We start from the raw sequence: 18,100 nt of genomic DNA, 5'->3' as shown, positions 1-18,100 counted from the left end.
CGCGACAGTGGTCTAGCGCTTGCTGGACTGTAATTCCAGAAAGATTTCGGCGCGCCGATTCCAGGCTTCGCCGTTTGCCGTACTTTCCTCATAGACCGGCTTGCTGTCGGAGAGCGCTTCGACCAGGATCGCGGCAGGTGATACACCAAAGTTGCGCAAAGCCTGCGCCACGGAATCGGCCCGCCTAGCTGACATCTCAAGGTTAATTCTCTCACGATCTGGGGCGGAAACCGCGCCTGTTTTGCCGCTCGCGTGTCCCTGCACCTTCAAGACGCCGCCTTCAGCTTGGTGAATCAAGAATACCTGGCGGAGGACCTCTAGATCCTCGCTGTCCAAATCCGCGGACGCGCTATCGAAGTAAATAACCGCGATCTGCTCAGTGGCCCCTGCGACCGCTGGCCCGGCGCTGGCGGTTCGGCGGATGCTTGAGCGCAAAGGCTCAGTGCTGTAATTGGCGGAATCGCGATCGGCAGTCAGTTCCTTAGTAAGGCGCTCGCGTTCTTCCTTGCTGCTCGCTTCGGGTGCTTCGTCGGGGACCGATGCCAAATTCGGGAAGCTCTCCTCCTGGCCTTCGGGCACAACGACCGTTTGGTTCTCCGGCACCGGCTCGGAATCATCGAGCCAACCGGTTGGATCTGCCCACTCAGGAGCTGACGCACAAGCCCCCAGGAAAAGGAGGGGCGCTATTGCTAGAGCCACCCGCCAGCCCCCTCGTATCGGCGACAAACGATGCCACCTGTTCTTGTGCATTTCACACCGGATATCCGAGGATTTCCTCAAGACCTGCGTCACGCCTATTCCCTTCTCTCCTGCCCCCCGAAACATGGTGTCGGAGCATCTCTGGCGGAAAGCAGCATAGAAAAGCCGGGTAGCACTCGCAACAATGCTGAAGCGGTGGCACCCGCATATCCCAAGGCTTGCAGAATACTGCATGGGAAAATCCTGGCGATATTGCCCGCAATCGGCTATCAACCTAGAAATATTGCACCGCACAATTTTCAGTACCTTTGAAGCGCGACCCGAATGCGCTTACATGTTCGGGTGACAGTTGCGCTCATTAGAAGGTTAGAAGGGTAAAAGATGTCGGATCAGAAGGAACAGCCGTCACCGGATATCAACCTGCCAGACCCGGTGGAGTTTACCAAGACCATGGCGAACATTGCCGAGCGCAGCCAGCGCTTGGTGACCGATTTTCTGCAAAACCAGGATCTTGAGGGCAAGGGATCGGTCGATCCGCTGAACATTGGTGGCGCTTTCTACGAGATGACGACACGCATGATGCGCGACCCGGCCAAGTTGATTCAGGCGCAGATGTCGTTGTGGCAGGACTACATGAAACTATGGCAGAACACCACGCAGCGCATGCTGGGCGGCGAGAGCGATCCGGTAGCGGCCCCAGATCGCGGTGACCGGCGTTTCAAGGACCCTGCCTGGGAAGAGAATCAGATTTTCGACTATATCAAGCAATCCTATCTGCTGACGGCGCGCTGGATGCAGAACACGGTGAACGACGTTGAAGGGCTGGACGACAAAACCGCTCAGAAGGTGGACTTCTATACAAGGCAGTTCGTCGACGCCATGGCGCCGTCGAATTTCGCGGTGACCAATCCAGAGGTCTTGCGCACGACCGTCGAAAGCGGTGGCGAAAACCTGATCAAAGGCTTGGAAAACCTGCTGGAGGATATGGAAAAAGGTAAGGGCAAGCTTCGCATCAAGATGGTCGATGACCAGGCCTTCAAGCTGGGCGAGAACATTGCCGTGAGCCCAGGCAAGGTGATCTTCCAAAACGATCTGATGCAACTCATCCAATACAGCCCGACAACCGAGGAAGTTTACAAACGCCCGCTGCTTATCGTCCCGCCCTGGATCAACAAGTTCTACATCCTGGATCTACGCGAGAAAAATTCCTTCGTTAAATGGGCGGTGGACCAAGGCTTTACGGTTTTCATGGTGTCCTGGGTCAACCCTGACGAGAAGCTGGCGAAGAAATCCTTCGAGGATTACTTGGTTGAAGGGCCCTTGGCGGCTCTCGAAGCCATTGAAGCCGCCACCGGCGAAAAAGACGCCAATGTCATCGGCTATTGTCTTGGCGGCACCTTAATGTCGGCAACGCTTTCGATCATGGCGCAAAAGGGCGATGATCGCGTCAAGTCCGCGACGCTTTTCACCACCATGACGGACTTCACCGCGCCTGGCGAACTCGGTGTCTTTATCGATGAAGAGCAACTCAGCGCACTCGAAGAGTCGATGAACCAGCGCGGATACCTCGAAGGCGCGGAAATGGCGAAGACCTTCAACATGCTCCGGGCAAACGATCTCATCTGGTCGTTCGTGGTCAACAACTACCTTTTGGGGAAAGATCCCTTCCCCTTTGATCTTCTCTACTGGAACTCGGATTCCACGCGCATGCCCGCGGCCATGCATTCCTTCTATCTGCGCAAGATGTACCACGAGAACAAACTGGCGGAACCAGGTGGTATAACCTTGTTGGGTACACCGATCGATTTGACGAAGATCAAGACTCCTGTGTTCATGCTTTCAACGCGCGAGGATCACATCGCGCCCTGGGATTCAACCTACGCACTGACGCAACAGCTTTCGGGTCCGAAAAAATTCTGTCTCGCGGCCTCCGGACACATCGCCGGGGTCGTCAACCCACCGGCTTCGGGCAAATACTGCTACTGGACCAACAACCGCACGCCGAAGGATCCCGAAGCTTGGTTGCAAAGTGCCGAGCAGCATGAAGGCTCCTGGTGGCCGGAATGGGCAAAATGGGTCGGTCGCAAAAGCGGCACCAAGGTCCCTGCCCGCCAGCCGGGAGATGGCAAACTAAAGGCGATTGAAGACGCGCCCGGCAGTTACGTCCAGGTCAAGGCCACACCCGAAGATGCTCACGCCATTAAAAAATAGCTACACCAAGAAAACACGTCAAAGTAGCATGGCAATGGCCAAGCTTATAATATGATGCTTGAGCCGATCGACGTAAACGGAGTGCCGCTACCTGGTAGCGAGGAGCCCGTATCGATGCATAGATTCAACCTGCATGATGTCAGAGGGCCGTTGATTGACTACCTAATGGCTTTATGACGCTTGCTTGTGAGCGGCGGCAAGCTTGGCGTAGTTGGCAGCAGAGTATGGAAGAAAGCCGCGCTCCGCTTCGGTCAGCGCCCGTGCATGACGGGCGGGGCTCCCCGCCCACAAGGTACCGCTTTCGACGACCTTACGGGGAGTCAGCAATGCCCCGGCGGCCAACATTGCGCCCTCTTGTACAACCGCTTGATCCATAACGACCGCACGCATACCCACAAACGAGCCATCCTCCAACGTACAGGCATGCAACAAGGCCATGTGCCCAATCGTGATTCCGTCACCTATCAGGGTCGGCATTCCGCCACCTGTCTCGCGGTAATCCCCCTTGGGGTCATGATTGCAGTGGATAATCGAGCCGTCTTGGATATTGGTGCGCGCGCCGATCCGAATCCGATTGACGTCGCCGCGAATGACGCAGCCATACCAGACCGAACTTTCCGGTCCTATCTCCACATCGCCAATAACAACGGCGCCGTCGGCGATGAAGGCCGTCTCGTGAATACGCGGACTAACGCCCTTAAAAGCTTTTATGATTGCCGCCAAGATCCCCTCTCCTGCTTTGCCGTCAGAGCACCTCGCGAGCACCGGGCCAGGCTGGGTCGGTGAAGCGCTGAAACTCCACCGCATGTCCTTCCGGATCATAGGCGAAGAAATGATAGATACCATAGGCCTCGGTTTCTCGCGGCGGCCCATCGGTCGGAATTCCCGCGTCATTCAAGCGCTGATACCAGCCATCAACCTCATGCGCCACGAAGGAAAGGCAGACACCCTTTGGATGAACCTCTCTGTCGGCTCTATGACAGACCCCAATATAGCTGTTGGGCGTTACACGGTAGATCCGACAACCGCCTTTCTCAAAAGTCAGACCCAGACCAAGCGTGTCACCATAAAACCGCCACATGGCTTCCGGTTGCGTGGTGTAAACGAAGGTGATCTGCTCCATGGCGCACTTCCCTTTCTGCTGACCGTCGGTCACCCATCATGCCCGTCACGACAGCCCCCTGCCACCCTTGCCGTCGCTCCCGTCGCGGGTCAGTATTAGCAAGACATTATAAGCTGTCGGAAGGAGCCTAGCGATGCACGCCATCTTCGTCATGGTCAAATGCGATCTGGGTCGCGCCTACGATGTCGCCGCACAAGCGGTCGATACCTTGGAGGAGGTCTCGGAGGTCTATTCGACTTCGGGAAGCTATGACTTGCTGGTGAAATGCTATTTACCGGAAGACTCCGACATCGGACGCTTCGTCACGGAGCGGCTGCAAACCCTGGAAGGCGTGCGCGACACCTTCACACTTATCACCTTCAAGGCTTTCGCCTGACGGCTGTTTCTCGAAAACCCTATATCTCGCCCTACATGAAAAAAGGGCCGCCCAAGCGAGCGACCCTTCTTTCGTTCGGCAATTCCCGTTGCGAATTAACGCTTGGAGAACTGGAAGCTCCGGCGCGCCTTGGCGCGGCCATACTTCTTACGCTCGACGACACGCGAATCGCGGGTCAGGAAGCCTTCCTTCTTGAGCACGGCTCGCAGGTCCGGCTCGTAAAGCGTCAAGGCCTTCGAGATACCGTGGCGTACGGCGCCCGCCTGTCCGGAGAGACCACCACCGGTAACCGAGCAGACAACGTCATACTGGTTGACACGCCCGGCGACCGAAAAGGGCTGCGAGATGATCATCCGCAACACCGGACGGGCAAAGAAGGTCTCCACGTCGCGGCCATTGACTGTTACTTTGCCGCTGCCCGGCTTGATCCAGACGCGAGCAATGGCGTTCTTACGCTTACCGGTCGCGTAGGAGCGGCCCTGGGCATCGATCTGCGGCTCGCGCGTCTCCTCCTCGGCTACAGCAGTCACAGCCGCTGCACCGCCCAGTTCGGAGAGGTCGTTTAGGGTTTGCTGTTCGTCGGCCATGCCCTTACGCGCTCCTCTTGTTCTTCGGGTTCATGGAAGCAATGTCCAGCACGGTCGGCTGTTGAGCCTCATGTGGATGATCGCTGCCCGCATAGACGCGGAGGTTCTTCATCTGCTGGCGCCCAAGGGGTCCACTCGGCACCATACGCTCAACGGCCTTGAGGACGACTCTCTCCGGATGCGCACCAGACAAAATCTGCCCCATGCTACGCTCCTTGATGCCGCCGGGATGACCGGTGTGCCAGAAGAACTTCTTATCGTCCCATTTCTTGCCGGTCATCTGCACCTTCTCGGCGTTGATGACGACAACGTGGTCGCCGCAATCGACATGCGGGGTGAAGGTCGGCTTATGCTTGCCGCGCAGAATCAAAGCGATCTGGCTGGCAAGGCGGCCGAGGACAACACCCTCTGCGTCGACGACGAACCACTTCTTTTCCACCTCAGCCGGTTTGGCGGAGTAGGTTTTCATGGCTCTGCTCCTTCGCAAGGTCGCCCCGATATCCGGGGCGGTTCTCGAACTCGTTGGTGACGACCGCCAGCATGGCAAATGACTAAACCCGCGGCCCTCTCCTATCGGCGGCGAGTTCTAAGGAACTAAAACGATCTTGTCAAAGGAAAACGTCTTAAAATTATAGACTTAGAGATGAGGTATTTAGATACCCCATTTTTAATTTATCGGTTTGGCGGGATCGAATAGGTCGAAGTTGCGTGTGCAACGGGTTCGCCTGACTCTTCGCCATCCGAATGGATCAAGACATCACCTACAGCGAGACGTTTACCGAGCTTCAGCAACCGCGCTTTGGCTATAATGTCTCCCGGTTTGGGGCGACGAAGGAAATTGATGTTGAGATTAATTGTCACAGCCAGTTCAACACGGCCAACCGCCGAAAGGACGGCGCCATACATCGCGAAATCGGCGACAGTCATCATGGCTGGTCCGGAGATCGTACCGCCGGGCCGCAGATGAACCTCGCGGTAAGGCAAACGAACGGTGCAAGCGCCCTCCTCGAGGGATTCCACGGTCATCCCAAGCTCGACTACCCACGGCAGCTCTTTGGCGCAAATATCCTGAATTTCTTCCCTTGTGATCCTGGCCATGGCAACCCCTCTTCCCTATGGTCTCCTGATAACCCTTGAAGCGGGCTCTGCCTAGGGGCCAAATTGCCAATAACGGGCCCTCTCCTGCAAGAGGGTGTGTTTGATGCCTTTTTGTTGGAGCGAGACCTAATGAACGACGAAGCGCCAATCCTGTTACGCGAAGACCGGGAAAGCGTAGCCTGGCTGACCTTGAACCGGCCCCGTGCATACAATGCACTGTCCATCGGTTTGATGACCGCCTTGCAGGCGGAGCTTGAGAGTATCGGCGAAAACGCCGACATACGCGCTGTCGTCATCGGCGCGGCGGGCCGCGGGTTTTGTGCGGGTCACGATTTGAAGGAACTGCGTGCCAACCCGTCTCGTCAATTCTATGAATCCGTTTTCGCCCACTGCAGCAAGCTGATGCTCACTATCACCCGGATGCCGCAGCCGGTTATCGCGCGTGTCCACGGAATCGCCACCGCCGCCGGCTGCCAACTGGTGGCAACCTGCGATCTGGCCGTGGCGGCCGATGATACGCGCTTCGGCACGCCGGGCGTCAACATTGGCCTGTTCTGCTCCACACCCATGGTGGCGCTATCGCGAAACGTTGGACGCAAGCAGGCGATGCAGATGTTGCTGACCGGAGAAACCGTGGATTGTGCGACTGCACTCTCGTTTGGACTCATCAACGAGGCCGTTCCTGCCGACAACCTCGACCGAAGCGTGGAGGCCCTGGCGGCCGCTATAAAAAGCAAGTCCTCCCATGTTCTCAAAATCGGCAAGAAGGCATTTTACCGTCAGGCTGAAATGGGCCTGGAGGAAGCCTACCGCTTTACCGGGCAAGTCATGGTCGAGAACATGATGGCGCGCGACGCCGAAGAGGGCATCGATGCCTTCATCGAGAAACGTCCGCCGGTCTGGCAAGACGCATGACGATGGTTGTCGACACTATGAACAGCCCCAACGCCGCACATGACCATGATCGTTATCCCGATCATTACATCCGTCGTATCCTGGCAAGCACGAAAACCATCGCCATGGTGGGTGCCAGCCCGGACTGGAGCCGCCCCAGTTACTTCGCCATGAAGTACCTGCAGGAAAAGGGGTATCGTGTGATCCCGGTGAATCCGCGCGCCGCCGGACAGACGATTCTCGGAGAGAAGGTCTATGAGCGGCTCGATGCCGTCCCCGCTCCCTTTCAGATGGTCGATGTATTCCGCAACTCCGATGCTGCCGGCCCGATTACGGACGAGGCTATTGCCCTGGCCCAGGACAAAGGCATTCAGGTGATCTGGATGCAGTTGGGTGTGCGCAACGATGCCGCTGCGGCGCGTGCCGAAGCAGCAGGGCTAAGGGTCGTCATGAACCGCTGCCCGAAGATCGAGTGGGGCCGTCTCAACAACGAACTTTCCTGGGGTGGCTTCAACTCCAGGATCATCACAGCCAAACGCCGTAGGATCTGATCGCAATGACCAGCAAAAAGAACGACGAGGACTACGGGTTTGAAACCCGCATGATCCATGCAGGCAGCCAACCGGAACCCATCACCGGTGCGCGCCAGACGCCGATCTTTCAAAGCACGGCTTATGCTTTTCACGATTCCGATCACGCAGCCTCTCTTTTCAACCTGCAGACCTTCGGGTTCATCTATACCCGGCTCAACAACCCAACCGTTGCCGTCCTGGAGGAGCGTATCGCAAATCTCGAGGACGGCCGCGGCACGACCTGTACTGCCTCCGGCCATGCCGCTCAGCAACTTGCGCTTTTCACGCTCATGGAACCTGGGGATTCCTTCATCTCCTCGTCACGCCTCTACGGTGGCTCAATCACGCAGTTCGGCAAGACCTTCAAGAAATTCAACTGGAACTGCGACTTCGTCGACATCGACGATCCCACCGCGATCCGCAAGGCGATCAAACCGACGACGAAAGCAATCTTCGTCGAGAGCTTGGCCAACCCAGGCGGTTCGGTCTGCGATCTGGAAACCGTCGCGGCGATCGCCGAGGAAGCCGAGGTGCCGCTGATTGTCGACAACACCATGGCGACCCCTTACCTCTGTCGGCCCTTCGAGTGGGGCGCTTCACTCATCACTCACTCAACGACCAAGTTCCTTTCCGGTAACGGCACCTCCATGGGTGGCGCGGTGGTCGACAGCGGCAAGTTCGATTGGGCCCGCAACGACAAGTTTGGCGCATTGACTGCGCCCGAGGCCGCCTATCACGGTCTGATTTTCTATGAAACCTTTGGCGACATGGCTTTTACCATGCATGCCCATGCTGTGGGTCTGCGCGACCTGGGTGCGACGTTGGCCCCGATGAACGCCTTTCAGACCCTGCTGGGCATCGAAACGCTGAGCCTGCGCATGGAGCGTCACTGCGCCAATGCACTAGCGGTCGCGGAGTATCTGGAGACTCACGAGGGTGTGGAATGGGTTTCCTATGCGGGTCTACCGTCGAGCCAGTACCGCGCTCTGGCAGACAAGTATATGCCCAAAGGAGCTGGTTCGGTTTTCTCCTTCGGCTTGAAAGGCGGGTATGAGGCCGGCCTGAAATTGGTCGAGAGCGTCAACCTCTTCTCCCATCTGGCAAATCTCGGAGACACACGTTCCCTTATCCTGCACCCGGCCTCAACCACACACCGGCAGTTGACCGAAGAACAGCGCGAAAACGCCGGCGCGGGTAACAACGTCATCCGGCTGTCCATTGGTCTGGAAACCGTTGCCGACCTGATCGCAGATCTGGAAGCAGGTCTTCAAGCGGCTTCGAAGGCCTGACCTACTCGGCGGGCTGAGGTTGTGTGGTGCTCCCGCCGGTTTGTCGGCGATTGGGGATGAAGTTGGCCGCAAGGAAGGCCAGCAGCATCACGCAGCCCGAGAAAATGAACAGCTGGGTAAATTCGCCCGTGCGCCCTTGGATGAATGACACGATCTGCACGGCCAGAGGGCCAGCCGAGAAAGCAAGGACGAACTTCATGCCATAGGCCAGCCCATGACGGTGCTGCGGCGTGAATCGTGCCAGCAGCATGTTCTCCGCCGGTAGCGCCGAGGAATTGAGGAGTACGGCCCCCATCGCCGCGAAAACCAAGGGAACACCTAGGCCGTAAGCGATGAAAAACAGGCAGGGGACCTGGAAGAACAGCCCGAACAGATAGATGTATTTGACGTTGTAGCGGTCCGCCAGATGCCCACCAACCACCTGCATGATGGCGCCGAATCCATAAACCGCAGCGACCAGGGCCCCGACACCGAACAACCCCTCCCCGACAAAACTCTTGAGCCGCAGATCGAACAGCTTGGGCAGCGCCGTCTGAGTTGCCTGGAACACAAGGCCGATACAGAACATGCAGAACATCAAAAGGAAGAAGGCGCGAAAGCGATCCGCCCGGCTGTGGTGTTCGTTGTCTGGCGCCTGAACCCGCTTTTCTTCGACCATCCACCCCTTTAGCAGGCAGAACACCAACGCCAGGCCAATGACAAGCGATACAACCCCGGGAACGATAAAGGCCGCCCGCCAGCTATAAAGGTCAATCAAGGATCCCGCCACCAAACCGGAGGACGCGACACCCATGCCGCCAAAGATGCCGTTGATGCCCAGGGCCTTGCCGCGCGACTTGGCGTTACGCACAACCCAGGCGATGCCGACCGGATGATAAATGGCAGCGAACAATCCGAGTGCTGTCAGGCCAACCAGAAGCGCCGTCGGGCCATCGATCAGGCCGCAGGTTATGGATGCCAAACCCATCCCGATGAACATCAAAGCCATCATGCCGGCCGGGCTCCAGCGGTCACCGAGCCAACCGGCGGGCAAAGCCGCTAGACCGATCATCAAGGCGCCCAGAGTCCATAGCTCGACCAGATCGGCATACGGCAGGTTCCAGGCGTCCTCCAAGCTCACCACAATAATGAAGTAAAAACCCGCAAAGAGGTGCACGAAACTATGGCCGATACTTGAAAATGCGAGCGCAAGTTGCGCCGAACTGGGCTTCATTGACTGTCCTGCTCTATCGAAGATGGAGCGTCATTATGTCCCGACTTCACGAAATCGAACAGCCGGAAGGCTGCATGGCTGCCATTCTTTGGCAATCTGGGTTAGGATCGTTGCCGAGGACTTGGGAAGGAACGGGGAAAAGATGGCTGAGACCAAGGCAAGCAGGGGCCCGAGGCCCACGCCGCATCAGCTTGATTGGCTGCAACGTGGGCTCGATCAACCAGGCGGCAAGCTGCCACTCTTCGACAGGGATGGGCAGGAAATGAATGCTCATACCGTGCGGAGCTGCCTGGAGAATGGCTGGGCCGAGCCTTGGTTCCATAATTTCCTGAAACCCGATTGGCTGGTCTGCAAGCTAAGCGACAGCGGCCGACTGCTTGCCGAAGATGCCGCTGAGAAACTCGGGTCCGGCAACAGCGACGACAAGCATCAGCGCCGCGCTGGGTAATCCTCAAGCGTCATTTTTTGATATCCCTAAAGGAAAAGGCCAGCGGAGGATTCAGCTCCGACTGGCCGGCATTTAGCGGCCGACGCCGTCAACAATATCAGGTCAAAGCATCCGATATCAGTTTTGCGGCGACGACTTTGGCATCACCGGCAGGGTCGGTCTCGTGCCCCATGTGAGCGGTGACAATCGCCCCCTCCTTCAACAACAGCAACGCACGGGCCAATTGCACCGAATCGCGGGCCCCCGCTTCTGCGGTAAGTTTTGAAAGCTGCAGGCACAAAAGCCGCTTATGTTCGGCAGCCTGAGCGTGAATGGGGTGCCCAGGGTCCGGATACTCGGAAGCGGCTTTGATGAACATGCATGACCGAAATCGGGGAGACGAAAACCACTCCGCCAAGGCATCGAACATTGCCAACAACTGAGCTTGAGGAGCTCCCGCCTGCTCCATTCGGCGAAACAGCCAGTTTCTGAAATCCTGATCACGCAACCGAAGCACCGCAAGGATCAGCTCGTCCTTGCTGCGAAAATGTTTGAACATAGTGGTCTTGGAAATTCCCGTCTCTTCCGACAATCGGTCCATTCCCGTCGCGTGGAATCCCTCGCGATAGAAAACTTCGAGCGCCTTCCGGACCAGTTCATCCCGCTTACTCGGACGCATGATATCTCCATTTATGAACAGAACGGTATATATATAACACTGGCGTTATCGTTTTAAACGAAAAAAATATTATTATAAAATAATATGTTATAGCGTTTTCTCTTAAAAAGGATGTTGATTCGGTAATTTTTTGCTTGAAAAAGTGTACCGATCGGTCCAGTTTCAAATTATCAAACTGTACCGTTCTGTTCACTTTTGGAGAGCCACAATGGTCCGACCACCCTTCCCCCCCTTCAATATAGACTCCGCGAAAGCCAAGGTACGTGCCGCAGAGGACGCTTGGAATGGCCGTGATCCGGCTAGCGTTGCGCGTGCTTACACACCGGACACGCGTTGGCGAAACCGCAATGAATTCCTGACCGGACGAGCCGAAGTCGAAGGTTTCTTGACCAGAAAATGGCAAGCCGAGCGAGAGTACAGATTAATCAAGGAACTCTGGAGCTTCGACGACTCACGGATCGCTGTCCGCTTCGCCTATGAGGCAATAGGTAAAGACGGAAAATGGTTCCGGGCCTACGGAAACGAGAACTGGGAGTTCGCGCGCAATGGGCTAATGGCCGTTCGTCACGCCTCGATCAACGACTTACAGATTTCCGAAGACGAGCGCCTCTTCCACTGGCCCCTCGGTCCACGGCCCATCGACCATCCGGGCCTCTCCGACCTAGGCCTTTGAGCTAACGAAGGAACGCAAACAATGACTCGGATCATTCCCGTCACATTTTTGGCTGTCGTTTTGCGAGGAGTACAGGACCCGCGCCCGTCCTCAACTCGGATCAACGGCAAAGTCCGTTGGCGGGAATGGTTGCTCCTGATTCTCGGCGGGAGGCCTGACCGAGAAACCAGGATGACAGGGCGCTAACCCCCAAGCCCGCCACACTTCACACGCATGGTGCCGGTCCAGATAGGGGCCGCCATCCCAGCAACCGGGCTAATTCGCTTCATTAGAGGAGAGAGAAACAATGAGAAAGACATGCGATCACCATCATCATCACGACAATCATGACGGCGACATCAACCGCCGGAGCTTCCTGACGACCGGTGTTGCCGGCGTCGCCGGTGCGGCAGCAGCGACATCCATCCTGGGCGCGTCAAAAGCCGAGGCTGCCGGCATGAGCGCCTATGCTGACCCGGCCGAGCCCGCCCTGCCGCCCTCTAGCATGGCTTTAGAAAAGGGCCGTGCCGCGCTTCTCGTCGTCGATCCGCAAATCGACTTTCTCAGCCCACAGGGCGTGACATGGGGTGTCGTCGGAGAAAGTGTCACGGAACACAACGTGGTCGAGAACATCGGCCGCCTGTTCCGCGCCGCCAAAGCCGCCAACATGCCCGTCGTGATCTCCCCCCACTACTACTATCCGCATGACCATGGCTGGGAATTTGAAGGCGCCCTCGAGAAGGTAATGCACTCGATCGGCATGTTCGATCGGCCCGGTCCGCTCGATGTCGATGGTCTCGAAGGCTCCGGCGCTGATTTCATGGCCGAGTACAAGGACTACATCTTCGACGGAAAGACCATCATCGCCTCGCCACATAAGGTTTATGGTCCCGAGCAGAACGATGCCGGGCTGCAGCTCCGCAAGCTGAAAGTAGACCAGATCATCCTCGCCGGCATGTCCGCAAACCTTTGTGTGGAAAGCCACATGCGGGAGTTTCTTGAGCAAGGCTTCGAGGTTGCGGTCGTCCGCGATGCCACGGCTGGCGCCAAGGTGCCGGAAGGTGACGGCTATCTCGCTGCGCTCATCAACTTCCGCATGATAGCAAATGCGCTCTGGAGCACAGATGAAGCCGTGGAGCACATGCGCGCGCTCAACGCCTGACCCCGCGACAGGCAGCACCGCAAACAAGTGCCGACGACACACCCTCCGGTCACTCGGCACCTGTTTGCGGACAATCGCGCGCACGAGCAAGGCGGTTGGTTCGTTCCCCTGTCGTACCAACCGCCTTCTCACCTAGTTCAATTAATTGGTGCGGCGAAAAGGCAAAAAATAAGCTCCCGAGGTGGGAGCTATTCTTGCTTACTGCATGTTTTCCAGGCTTTAGAATTGGTCGGAGCGGCAGGATTCGAACCTGCGACCCCCACACCCCCAGCGTGGTGCGCTACCAGACTGCGCTACGCTCCGACCGTGTCCGGCGGCGCCGGACGGACCCTATATAACGGCGCAGTCAGAGCAATGCAATCGCCCGTGACGCAAAAGCTGAATTCGTAATCAATTGCGCGGGAGGCGCTTCAATTCAGCGCGCAGGTTGAGAAGATCGCGCATGATTCCTTCGAGTTCCTTCCGCTTTTCGCGCGGCAGTGCGCTTGCTGCGGCCTCGCGGCCCGCCTTGGCCGCTTCCTTGGCTTTGGGGTGTCCCGAACGGGCCAAGGGTTCGGAGGACTGCTCGGCGGCGCTGGCAGCGCCCGCCCGCGTCAACTGACCTTCACGGAGCAACTTCTGAACGCCCTTGATGGTATAACCGTCGTCGTAAAGAAGCTCGCGAATCTGACGCAACAACTCGACATCTTCCGGGCGATAGTAGCGCCGCCCACCGCCACGCTTGAGCGGTTTAACCTGTGTGAACTTCGATTCCCAAAATCGGAGCACGTGCTGTGGGACGTCCAATTCGTCGGCTACTTCACTGATCGTGCGAAAAGCCGCGGCGGATTTCCCATTTCCCCTGGCGGTCGCCATTCTGGTCTCCTCGTATTCTGGAACGCGCAATCATTATCGCACGGTCGGTCAGGATCCGTCGTTGATACGTTCCTTGAGCACATGTGACGGGCGGAAAACCAAAACACGGCGCGGCAGGATAGGAACCTCCTCGCCCGTCTTGGGATTACGCCCTATCCGCTCCCCCTTCGAGCGAACCGAGAAACTGCCAAAGGAGGAGATCTTGACCGTCTCCCCACGAATCAAAGCATCGGAGATTTCTTCCAGCACGCTTTCCACCAGATCGGCGGACTCGTTCCGAGAGAGCCCGACCTCGTGATAAACAGCCTCACCCAGCTGCGCTCTAGTAACGGTTTGTTCTGCCATTTATTCCCCCTGCCCTAAAAGCTTTTGAGCGAATGCTATACCAATCTCGTAAGATTGGTCAATTATTTAATAAAGTCAGATGGATAGCGGGGAAAATTAACGGTTAAGGCAAAAATGACGTCAGGAGCACTCTTAATTTATTACATTAATAATAAGCGTTAAAGCCTTACTAATGCTGAACCCCATGTGAAGCCGCCACCCATCGCTTCCATCAGTACAAGGTCGCCCTTTCCGATGCGTCCGTCCTGCATTCCCTCGTTCAGCGCAAGGGGTATGGAAGCGGAAGAAGTGTTGGCGTGACGGTCCACCGTCATTATGACCCGCTCCATCGGCATGGAGAGTTTACGGGCCATTGCTTCGATGATCCGGGAGTTTGCCTGGTGCGGCACCAACCAATCGATTTCACTCTCCGCAACCTTGTTGTGAGCAAGTGCGGCGTCAATCGCCTCGGCCATATTGGTAACCGCGTGACGGAAGACCTCGCGGCCTTGCATGCGCAGATGTCCGGTCGTCTGGGTGCTGGAAGGACCACCATCGACGTAAAGCGCGTCATGATGCCGGCCATCCGAATAAATATGGGTGGAAAGGATGCCGGTATCGGCCTTATCGCCCTCTCCCTCGCCCCGTTCAAGGACGACAGCGCCACCGCCGTCGCCAAACAACACGCAAGTCGTGCGGTCCTGCCAGTCGAGGATGCGGCTATAGGTCTCGGCGCCAATCACCAGCGCTCGGTTCGCCTGTCCGCAACGAATGAAGTTGTCGGCGACCGCCAGCCCATACACGAAGCCCGAACAAACGGCCTGAACGTCGAATGCGGCACCACGGGTTATGCCCAAGGCATGTTGCACGCGGGTTGCCGTTGCAGGAAACGTCTCGTCCGGTGTCGAGGTAGCGAGTACGATCAGATCGATATCCGTCGCCTGCCGCCCAGCATTCTCCAGAGCTGCCTGAGCAGCGTGAAGCGCAATATCGGAGGTCATCTCACCCTCCGCAGCGACCCGGCGCTCGCAGATACCGGTGCGCTGTCTGATCCAATCATCGGAGGTATCGATGACGTGCGCCAGATCGGCATTGGTTACGATGCGTTCGGGCAGGTAGGCCCCACAACCTGTAAGCTGTGTACGGATCGGCATCGTCAGACCGCCGCCCTTGCGTTGGCTTGGACGCGTCCTAATTTCGCAAAATCTTCCTGTAAGCGCTTGACGAAATCGCCCTTGGCGAGATCGACCGCCAAACCAATTGCATTGGCAAAACCCAAAGCGTCCGTTCCACCATGGCTCTTTACAGTCACACCGTTGAGGCCAAGAAAGATCGCGCCGTTGTAGCGGCGCGGATCGAGACGTTTACGCAGCTTGTTCATCGCACTCTTGGCAAGCAGGTAGCCGATAGAGGCCAAAGGCGATGACCGGAACGACTGACGCAGGTACTCGCTGACCAGCTTTGCCGTGCCCTCCGCTGTCTTCAGCGCCACATTGCCGGTAAACCCATCGGTCACGATCACATCCACGGTCCCCTTGGCGATATCGTCGCCTTCAACAAAACCGTGAAAACGGCCAGGCAAAGAGTCTGCCCCGCGCAGAACTGCAGCCGCGTCCCAAAGCGCGTCATGCCCCTTCTTGTCCTCAGAGCCCACGTTCAACAAGCCGATGCTTGGCTCGATGCGGCCCAGAACGAGATGCGAGAAGACGCTGCCCATAATGGCAAAATCCACCAGATTGTTGGTATCGCAATGCACGTTCGCGCCCAAATCCAGCATGACCGACTCGCCTTTCAGCGTCGGGAAAAAGGACGCAATGGCCGGGCGGTCGATCCCAGGCAGGGTCTTTAACACGAACTTGGCCATGGCCATAAGGGCGCCTGTGTTTCCCGCAGAAACCACACCTTGCGCCCGCCCATCGTGCACGGCGTTGATCGCCAGACGCATGGAGGAGTTCCGGCCGCTGCGTAAGGCGACCGAGGGGCGCTCTTCAGAGCTCACCACGTCGTCCGTATGGATCACCTCGGCAACTGCCTGGAGCTTCTTGTACTTCGCCAAAAGCGGGGCTACCTCGCCCTCGCGCCCGAACAACAGGAACCGCACGTCGGGAAACCGCTGCTGTGCGATATTCGCGCCGCGCAGAACCATTTCAGGCGCGGCATCGCCGCCCATGGCGTCTAATGCGATTGTCAGTGACGCACTCAAGGTCTGGCTTTCATGGCAAATGCGAAGCCTTCAGTCGTGCTTCCGGCCAAAGAGACTGCCAGAAGCACGATGCAGGGCCTCAGACCGCTTCCGTCTCGACCACGTCACGGCCATCATAGTGGCCGCAAGAGGTGCAAACATGGTGCGGCAGCTTCAATTCGCCACAGTTCGGGCATTCATTCGGATTCGACTTTCCAAGAGCGTGGTGCGACCGACGCATGTCACGCTTTGACTTGGATACTTTCTTCTTAGGAACGGCCATCGCTCGTCATCCTCATAGTATTCTAATAGAGAGCGCCTTGAAACGCCCGCTTGTAGCCAAAAAGCCAGCATGCAGCAAGTCCAAGCTATGGACAGCCGCTGCCACCATACTCTGCCAGCATCCCAATCAGGGTTCGCTTTTGGAGCCTTTTACCAAACGCGCAAGGTCCGCAAAGGGATTTGCCCGCTCGCCTTCCTCTTCGACCGCAATGCGCGGTCCAAATTCCGACTGATCCAGGTTGGCACCGGGCCTCCTGGGATGTGGATCCAGCATAATCGCTAGTTCCTGTGTCATAGCCTCGCCCAAGTCCAGAGTCGATTCTTCCAGTACCTCCGGCGGCTCATCGCCCTCCGGGTCCAGGAGATCGCTGTCCTCGGCACCTGCCCCACCAACAACATAACGCTGCTCGAAGTCACCTTCCAGCATGCTATCGAATGCCTCCAGGCTTACGACGCAACTCTGCGAAATGCGCGCCGTAAAACGCCCGGTCACCTCATAAATACCGCCGCCCAGTCGCCGTAACTCAAGGTCTCCGCCTAGCGCTTCGAGCGACACCAAGCCCAATCGACGCGCCAGGGCTTCACATTCCTCGGCCCGCGCATCGATCCGAACGATGCGGCCAGCCTGCCCCAAACCCTCCAGGTCAAAAGGGCGATGAAACTCTGAAGTTGCCTCAACCATGAAGAACGTTCCCATTACTTCCGCAGGCGGCGGAAGGGCGCGAACATAGAAGAGCGGCCCGTCAGGGTCAATGCCGATAACCACCAATCGGCATTACTTCTGTCCCGGCTGCGAAAAGGCAATGATGCCTTGCAGTATATCAGCGCTTTTCTGTTGGCCCAAGAAAGCTGCCTGATGGCGCAGATAATCTGAAATCTGTCCGAGATCGTGCGCTTCGACTTGATCTCTGGTGCCAAAGAGGTTTCTGCGCAGCGCATCATGGAGCTGGGTTTCCTCATCCGCTACAAGCGCCGAAGAATAAGCTGCAACACGCCCCTGAAAGGCTTCCGCCATCTTTTTCACGCGCTTTCCCACACCCATGTCGCCAACGCCCATTTCGCGCAGCGACTGATCCATATCGGCAAACATCAGATCGACGAGACCTTGACCTATGGCGAGACCGGCCTCACCAGTCTCGGACTTCAAGCGATGAAGCACCAAAAAAGTGTGCAGCGAGATCAATTCGAACCGGCCGTCCAAGCTGTCCGGCACCCCAAGATCGCTATAGAAAACCGGATTACGCGCTTGCTCGACCACGGCGACATAGAGCCTATGAGCGCTTTTGCTGTAGCGATCTTTACCGAAGATAATGTCCTTGAGGGGCATTGGTAACCTTCCTAACGGGAAATCCAGTGCTGCTGTGCTTGCAATAAGGCCTCGGAAGGCGGTAATCAATGGGTAGCATGAAATGGCGCCATGAACCCCTTGGGTGAACGGCGCAGACAATGGCGGACCCGATGATGCACCTATCCAT

23 protein-coding genes and 1 tRNA gene are annotated in these 18,100 nt (G+C 57.3%); 8 read left to right on the top strand and 16 right to left on the bottom strand.

Translation table 11 applies throughout. The features are described from left to right. Positions 1-12 precede the first annotated feature (12 nt). Positions 13-699 (bottom strand): OmpA family protein, encoded by a 687-nt coding sequence (locus FHR98_RS10185; RefSeq protein ID WP_183416589.1) that lies wholly within the window; start codon positions 697-699, stop codon positions 13-15. A gap of 381 nt (positions 700-1,080) precedes the next feature. Between FHR98_RS10185 and FHR98_RS10180 the strand changes: the two genes are divergently transcribed. Continuing rightward, positions 1,081-2,910 (top strand): PHA/PHB synthase family protein, encoded by a 1,830-nt coding sequence (locus FHR98_RS10180; protein WP_221205841.1) that lies wholly within the window; start codon positions 1,081-1,083, stop codon positions 2,908-2,910. Between the two features lie 171 nt (positions 2,911-3,081). Here the strand turns inward: FHR98_RS10180 and FHR98_RS10175 are convergent, their stop codons facing one another. Both FHR98_RS10175 and FHR98_RS10170 read right to left on the bottom strand, forming a co-directional pair. Further along, a complete protein-coding gene (locus FHR98_RS10175; RefSeq protein ID WP_221205840.1) occupies positions 3,082-3,633 on the bottom strand; it encodes a gamma carbonic anhydrase family protein in 552 nt (183 codons plus the stop codon). 22 nt (positions 3,634-3,655) lie between these two features. After that, entirely contained in the window at positions 3,656-4,033 is a 378-nt protein-coding gene (locus FHR98_RS10170; RefSeq protein ID WP_183416587.1) for a VOC family protein, read from the bottom strand. A gap of 133 nt (positions 4,034-4,166) precedes the next feature. Between FHR98_RS10170 and FHR98_RS10165 the strand changes: the two genes are divergently transcribed. Further along, positions 4,167-4,409, top strand: coding sequence for an Lrp/AsnC ligand binding domain-containing protein (locus FHR98_RS10165; protein ID WP_183416586.1), 243 nt, complete (start codon positions 4,167-4,169; stop codon positions 4,407-4,409). 95 nt (positions 4,410-4,504) lie between these two features. Here the strand turns inward: FHR98_RS10165 and rpsI are convergent, their stop codons facing one another. The 3 genes from rpsI to FHR98_RS10150 form a co-directional block, all read right to left on the bottom strand. Continuing rightward, positions 4,505-4,996: a 30S ribosomal protein S9 gene (rpsI, locus tag FHR98_RS10160; protein ID WP_183416585.1), complete on the bottom strand. Its 492-nt coding sequence runs from the start codon at positions 4,994-4,996 to the stop codon at positions 4,505-4,507. Positions 4,997-5,000: 4 nt separating this feature from the next. Next, on the bottom strand, positions 5,001-5,465 hold the full coding sequence (gene rplM / locus FHR98_RS10155; RefSeq protein ID WP_183416584.1) for a 50S ribosomal protein L13: 465 nt from the start codon (positions 5,463-5,465) through the stop codon (positions 5,001-5,003). A gap of 203 nt (positions 5,466-5,668) precedes the next feature. Next, positions 5,669-6,094, bottom strand: coding sequence for a PaaI family thioesterase (locus FHR98_RS10150; RefSeq protein ID WP_183416583.1), 426 nt, complete (start codon positions 6,092-6,094; stop codon positions 5,669-5,671). 129 nt (positions 6,095-6,223) lie between these two features. Between FHR98_RS10150 and FHR98_RS10145 the strand changes: the two genes are divergently transcribed. The 3 genes from FHR98_RS10145 to FHR98_RS10135 are packed head-to-tail and all read left to right on the top strand — an operon-like array spanning position 6,224 to position 8,849. Beyond that, complete coding sequence (locus FHR98_RS10145) at positions 6,224-7,009, top strand: enoyl-CoA hydratase (RefSeq protein ID WP_183416582.1); 786 nt, start codon at positions 6,224-6,226, stop codon at positions 7,007-7,009. Then, positions 7,006-7,539, top strand: a complete 534-nt coding sequence (locus tag FHR98_RS10140) for a CoA-binding protein (protein ID WP_322091242.1) — start codon at positions 7,006-7,008, stop codon at positions 7,537-7,539. The genes FHR98_RS10145 and FHR98_RS10140 overlap by 4 nt, the downstream gene beginning before the upstream one ends. A gap of 5 nt (positions 7,540-7,544) precedes the next feature. Next, a complete protein-coding gene (locus FHR98_RS10135; RefSeq protein ID WP_183416581.1) occupies positions 7,545-8,849 on the top strand; it encodes an O-acetylhomoserine aminocarboxypropyltransferase/cysteine synthase family protein in 1,305 nt (434 codons plus the stop codon). 1 nt (position 8,850) lies between these two features. On the opposite strand, the gene FHR98_RS10130 is transcribed toward FHR98_RS10135, so the two are convergent. Continuing rightward, positions 8,851-10,062, bottom strand: coding sequence for an MFS transporter (locus FHR98_RS10130; protein WP_183416580.1), 1,212 nt, complete (start codon positions 10,060-10,062; stop codon positions 8,851-8,853). A gap of 142 nt (positions 10,063-10,204) precedes the next feature. Between FHR98_RS10130 and FHR98_RS10125 the strand changes: the two genes are divergently transcribed. Beyond that, positions 10,205-10,510, top strand: a complete 306-nt coding sequence (locus FHR98_RS10125; protein WP_183416579.1) for a hypothetical protein — start codon at positions 10,205-10,207, stop codon at positions 10,508-10,510. A 97-nt stretch (positions 10,511-10,607) separates the two neighbouring features. Here the strand turns inward: FHR98_RS10125 and FHR98_RS10120 are convergent, their stop codons facing one another. Continuing rightward, on the bottom strand, positions 10,608-11,168 hold the full coding sequence (locus FHR98_RS10120) for a TetR/AcrR family transcriptional regulator (protein WP_183416578.1): 561 nt from the start codon (positions 11,166-11,168) through the stop codon (positions 10,608-10,610). A 208-nt stretch (positions 11,169-11,376) separates the two neighbouring features. On the opposite strand from FHR98_RS10120, the gene FHR98_RS10115 reads away from it, so the two are divergent. Beyond that, positions 11,377-11,841, top strand: a complete 465-nt coding sequence (locus tag FHR98_RS10115) for a nuclear transport factor 2 family protein (protein ID WP_183416577.1) — start codon at positions 11,377-11,379, stop codon at positions 11,839-11,841. A gap of 286 nt (positions 11,842-12,127) precedes the next feature. Continuing rightward, complete coding sequence (locus FHR98_RS10110; protein WP_183416576.1) at positions 12,128-12,982, top strand: cysteine hydrolase family protein; 855 nt, start codon at positions 12,128-12,130, stop codon at positions 12,980-12,982. 226 nt (positions 12,983-13,208) lie between these two features. Here FHR98_RS10110 and FHR98_RS10105 read toward each other — a convergent pair. From FHR98_RS10105 to FHR98_RS10070, 8 genes are all read right to left on the bottom strand, one after another. Continuing rightward, positions 13,209-13,285 (bottom strand) — tRNA-Pro (locus FHR98_RS10105). An 87-nt stretch (positions 13,286-13,372) separates the two neighbouring features. Continuing rightward, positions 13,373-13,837, bottom strand: coding sequence for a MerR family transcriptional regulator (locus FHR98_RS10100; protein WP_183416575.1), 465 nt, complete (start codon positions 13,835-13,837; stop codon positions 13,373-13,375). Positions 13,838-13,885: 48 nt separating this feature from the next. Beyond that, the gene (locus tag FHR98_RS10095; RefSeq protein WP_183416574.1) at positions 13,886-14,182 is read right to left on the bottom strand and encodes an integration host factor subunit alpha; all 297 of its coding nucleotides are present in this window, start codon (positions 14,180-14,182) and stop codon (positions 13,886-13,888) included. 158 nt (positions 14,183-14,340) lie between these two features. Beyond that, a complete protein-coding gene (locus FHR98_RS10090; RefSeq protein WP_221205839.1) occupies positions 14,341-15,315 on the bottom strand; it encodes a beta-ketoacyl-ACP synthase III in 975 nt (324 codons plus the stop codon). A 2-nt stretch (positions 15,316-15,317) separates the two neighbouring features. After that, positions 15,318-16,364 carry a phosphate acyltransferase PlsX gene (gene plsX, locus FHR98_RS10085; RefSeq protein WP_183416573.1) on the bottom strand — a complete coding sequence of 349 codons (1,047 nt, stop codon included), beginning with the start codon at positions 16,362-16,364 and terminating at the stop codon, positions 15,318-15,320. Between the two features lie 79 nt (positions 16,365-16,443). Next, complete coding sequence (rpmF, locus tag FHR98_RS10080; RefSeq protein ID WP_183416572.1) at positions 16,444-16,626, bottom strand: 50S ribosomal protein L32; 183 nt, start codon at positions 16,624-16,626, stop codon at positions 16,444-16,446. Positions 16,627-16,752: 126 nt separating this feature from the next. Then, complete coding sequence (locus tag FHR98_RS10075) at positions 16,753-17,391, bottom strand: YceD family protein (RefSeq protein ID WP_221205838.1); 639 nt, start codon at positions 17,389-17,391, stop codon at positions 16,753-16,755. 9 nt (positions 17,392-17,400) lie between these two features. Then, positions 17,401-17,952 carry a ubiquinol-cytochrome C chaperone family protein gene (locus FHR98_RS10070; RefSeq protein ID WP_183416570.1) on the bottom strand — a complete coding sequence of 184 codons (552 nt, stop codon included), beginning with the start codon at positions 17,950-17,952 and terminating at the stop codon, positions 17,401-17,403. Positions 17,953-18,100 lie beyond the last annotated feature (148 nt).

It is taken from the genome of Limibacillus halophilus (assembly GCF_014191775.1).
GTDB lineage: Bacteria > Pseudomonadota > Alphaproteobacteria > Kiloniellales > CECT-8803 > Limibacillus > Limibacillus halophilus.
Note: the sequence above shows the minus strand (reverse complement) of the source record. Positions and strands in the feature narration are given on the sequence as shown.

Bases quoted from the DNA above. Each gene is read 5' to 3' on its own strand.
- FHR98_RS10095 (WP_183416574.1), bottom strand. From the start codon at position 14,182: ATGGCAGAACAAACCGTTACTAGAGCGCAGCTGGGTGAGGCTGTTTAT.
- FHR98_RS10125 (WP_183416579.1), top strand. From the start codon at position 10,205: ATGGCTGAGACCAAGGCAAGCAGGGGCCCGAGGCCCACGCCGCATCAG.
- FHR98_RS10110 (WP_183416576.1), top strand. From the start codon at position 12,128: ATGAGAAAGACATGCGATCACCATCATCATCACGACAATCATGACGGC.
- FHR98_RS10135 (WP_183416581.1), top strand. From the start codon at position 7,545: ATGACCAGCAAAAAGAACGACGAGGACTACGGGTTTGAAACCCGCATG.
- FHR98_RS10180 (WP_221205841.1), top strand. From the start codon at position 1,081: ATGTCGGATCAGAAGGAACAGCCGTCACCGGATATCAACCTGCCAGAC.
- FHR98_RS10130 (WP_183416580.1), bottom strand. From the start codon at position 10,062: ATGAAGCCCAGTTCGGCGCAACTTGCGCTCGCATTTTCAAGTATCGGC.
- FHR98_RS10170 (WP_183416587.1), bottom strand. From the start codon at position 4,033: ATGGAGCAGATCACCTTCGTTTACACCACGCAACCGGAAGCCATGTGG.
- FHR98_RS10150 (WP_183416583.1), bottom strand. From the start codon at position 6,094: ATGGCCAGGATCACAAGGGAAGAAATTCAGGATATTTGCGCCAAAGAG.
- rplM (WP_183416584.1), bottom strand. From the start codon at position 5,465: ATGAAAACCTACTCCGCCAAACCGGCTGAGGTGGAAAAGAAGTGGTTC.
- FHR98_RS10120 (WP_183416578.1), bottom strand. From the start codon at position 11,168: ATGCGTCCGAGTAAGCGGGATGAACTGGTCCGGAAGGCGCTCGAAGTT.
- rpsI (WP_183416585.1), bottom strand. From the start codon at position 4,996: ATGGCCGACGAACAGCAAACCCTAAACGACCTCTCCGAACTGGGCGGT.
- FHR98_RS10140 (WP_322091242.1), top strand. From the start codon at position 7,006: ATGACGATGGTTGTCGACACTATGAACAGCCCCAACGCCGCACATGAC.
- FHR98_RS10145 (WP_183416582.1), top strand. From the start codon at position 6,224: ATGAACGACGAAGCGCCAATCCTGTTACGCGAAGACCGGGAAAGCGTA.
- FHR98_RS10165 (WP_183416586.1), top strand. From the start codon at position 4,167: ATGCACGCCATCTTCGTCATGGTCAAATGCGATCTGGGTCGCGCCTAC.
- FHR98_RS10090 (WP_221205839.1), bottom strand. From the start codon at position 15,315: ATGCCGATCCGTACACAGCTTACAGGTTGTGGGGCCTACCTGCCCGAA.
- FHR98_RS10070 (WP_183416570.1), bottom strand. From the start codon at position 17,952: ATGCCCCTCAAGGACATTATCTTCGGTAAAGATCGCTACAGCAAAAGC.
- FHR98_RS10115 (WP_183416577.1), top strand. From the start codon at position 11,377: ATGGTCCGACCACCCTTCCCCCCCTTCAATATAGACTCCGCGAAAGCC.
- rpmF (WP_183416572.1), bottom strand. From the start codon at position 16,626: ATGGCCGTTCCTAAGAAGAAAGTATCCAAGTCAAAGCGTGACATGCGT.
- FHR98_RS10100 (WP_183416575.1), bottom strand. From the start codon at position 13,837: ATGGCGACCGCCAGGGGAAATGGGAAATCCGCCGCGGCTTTTCGCACG.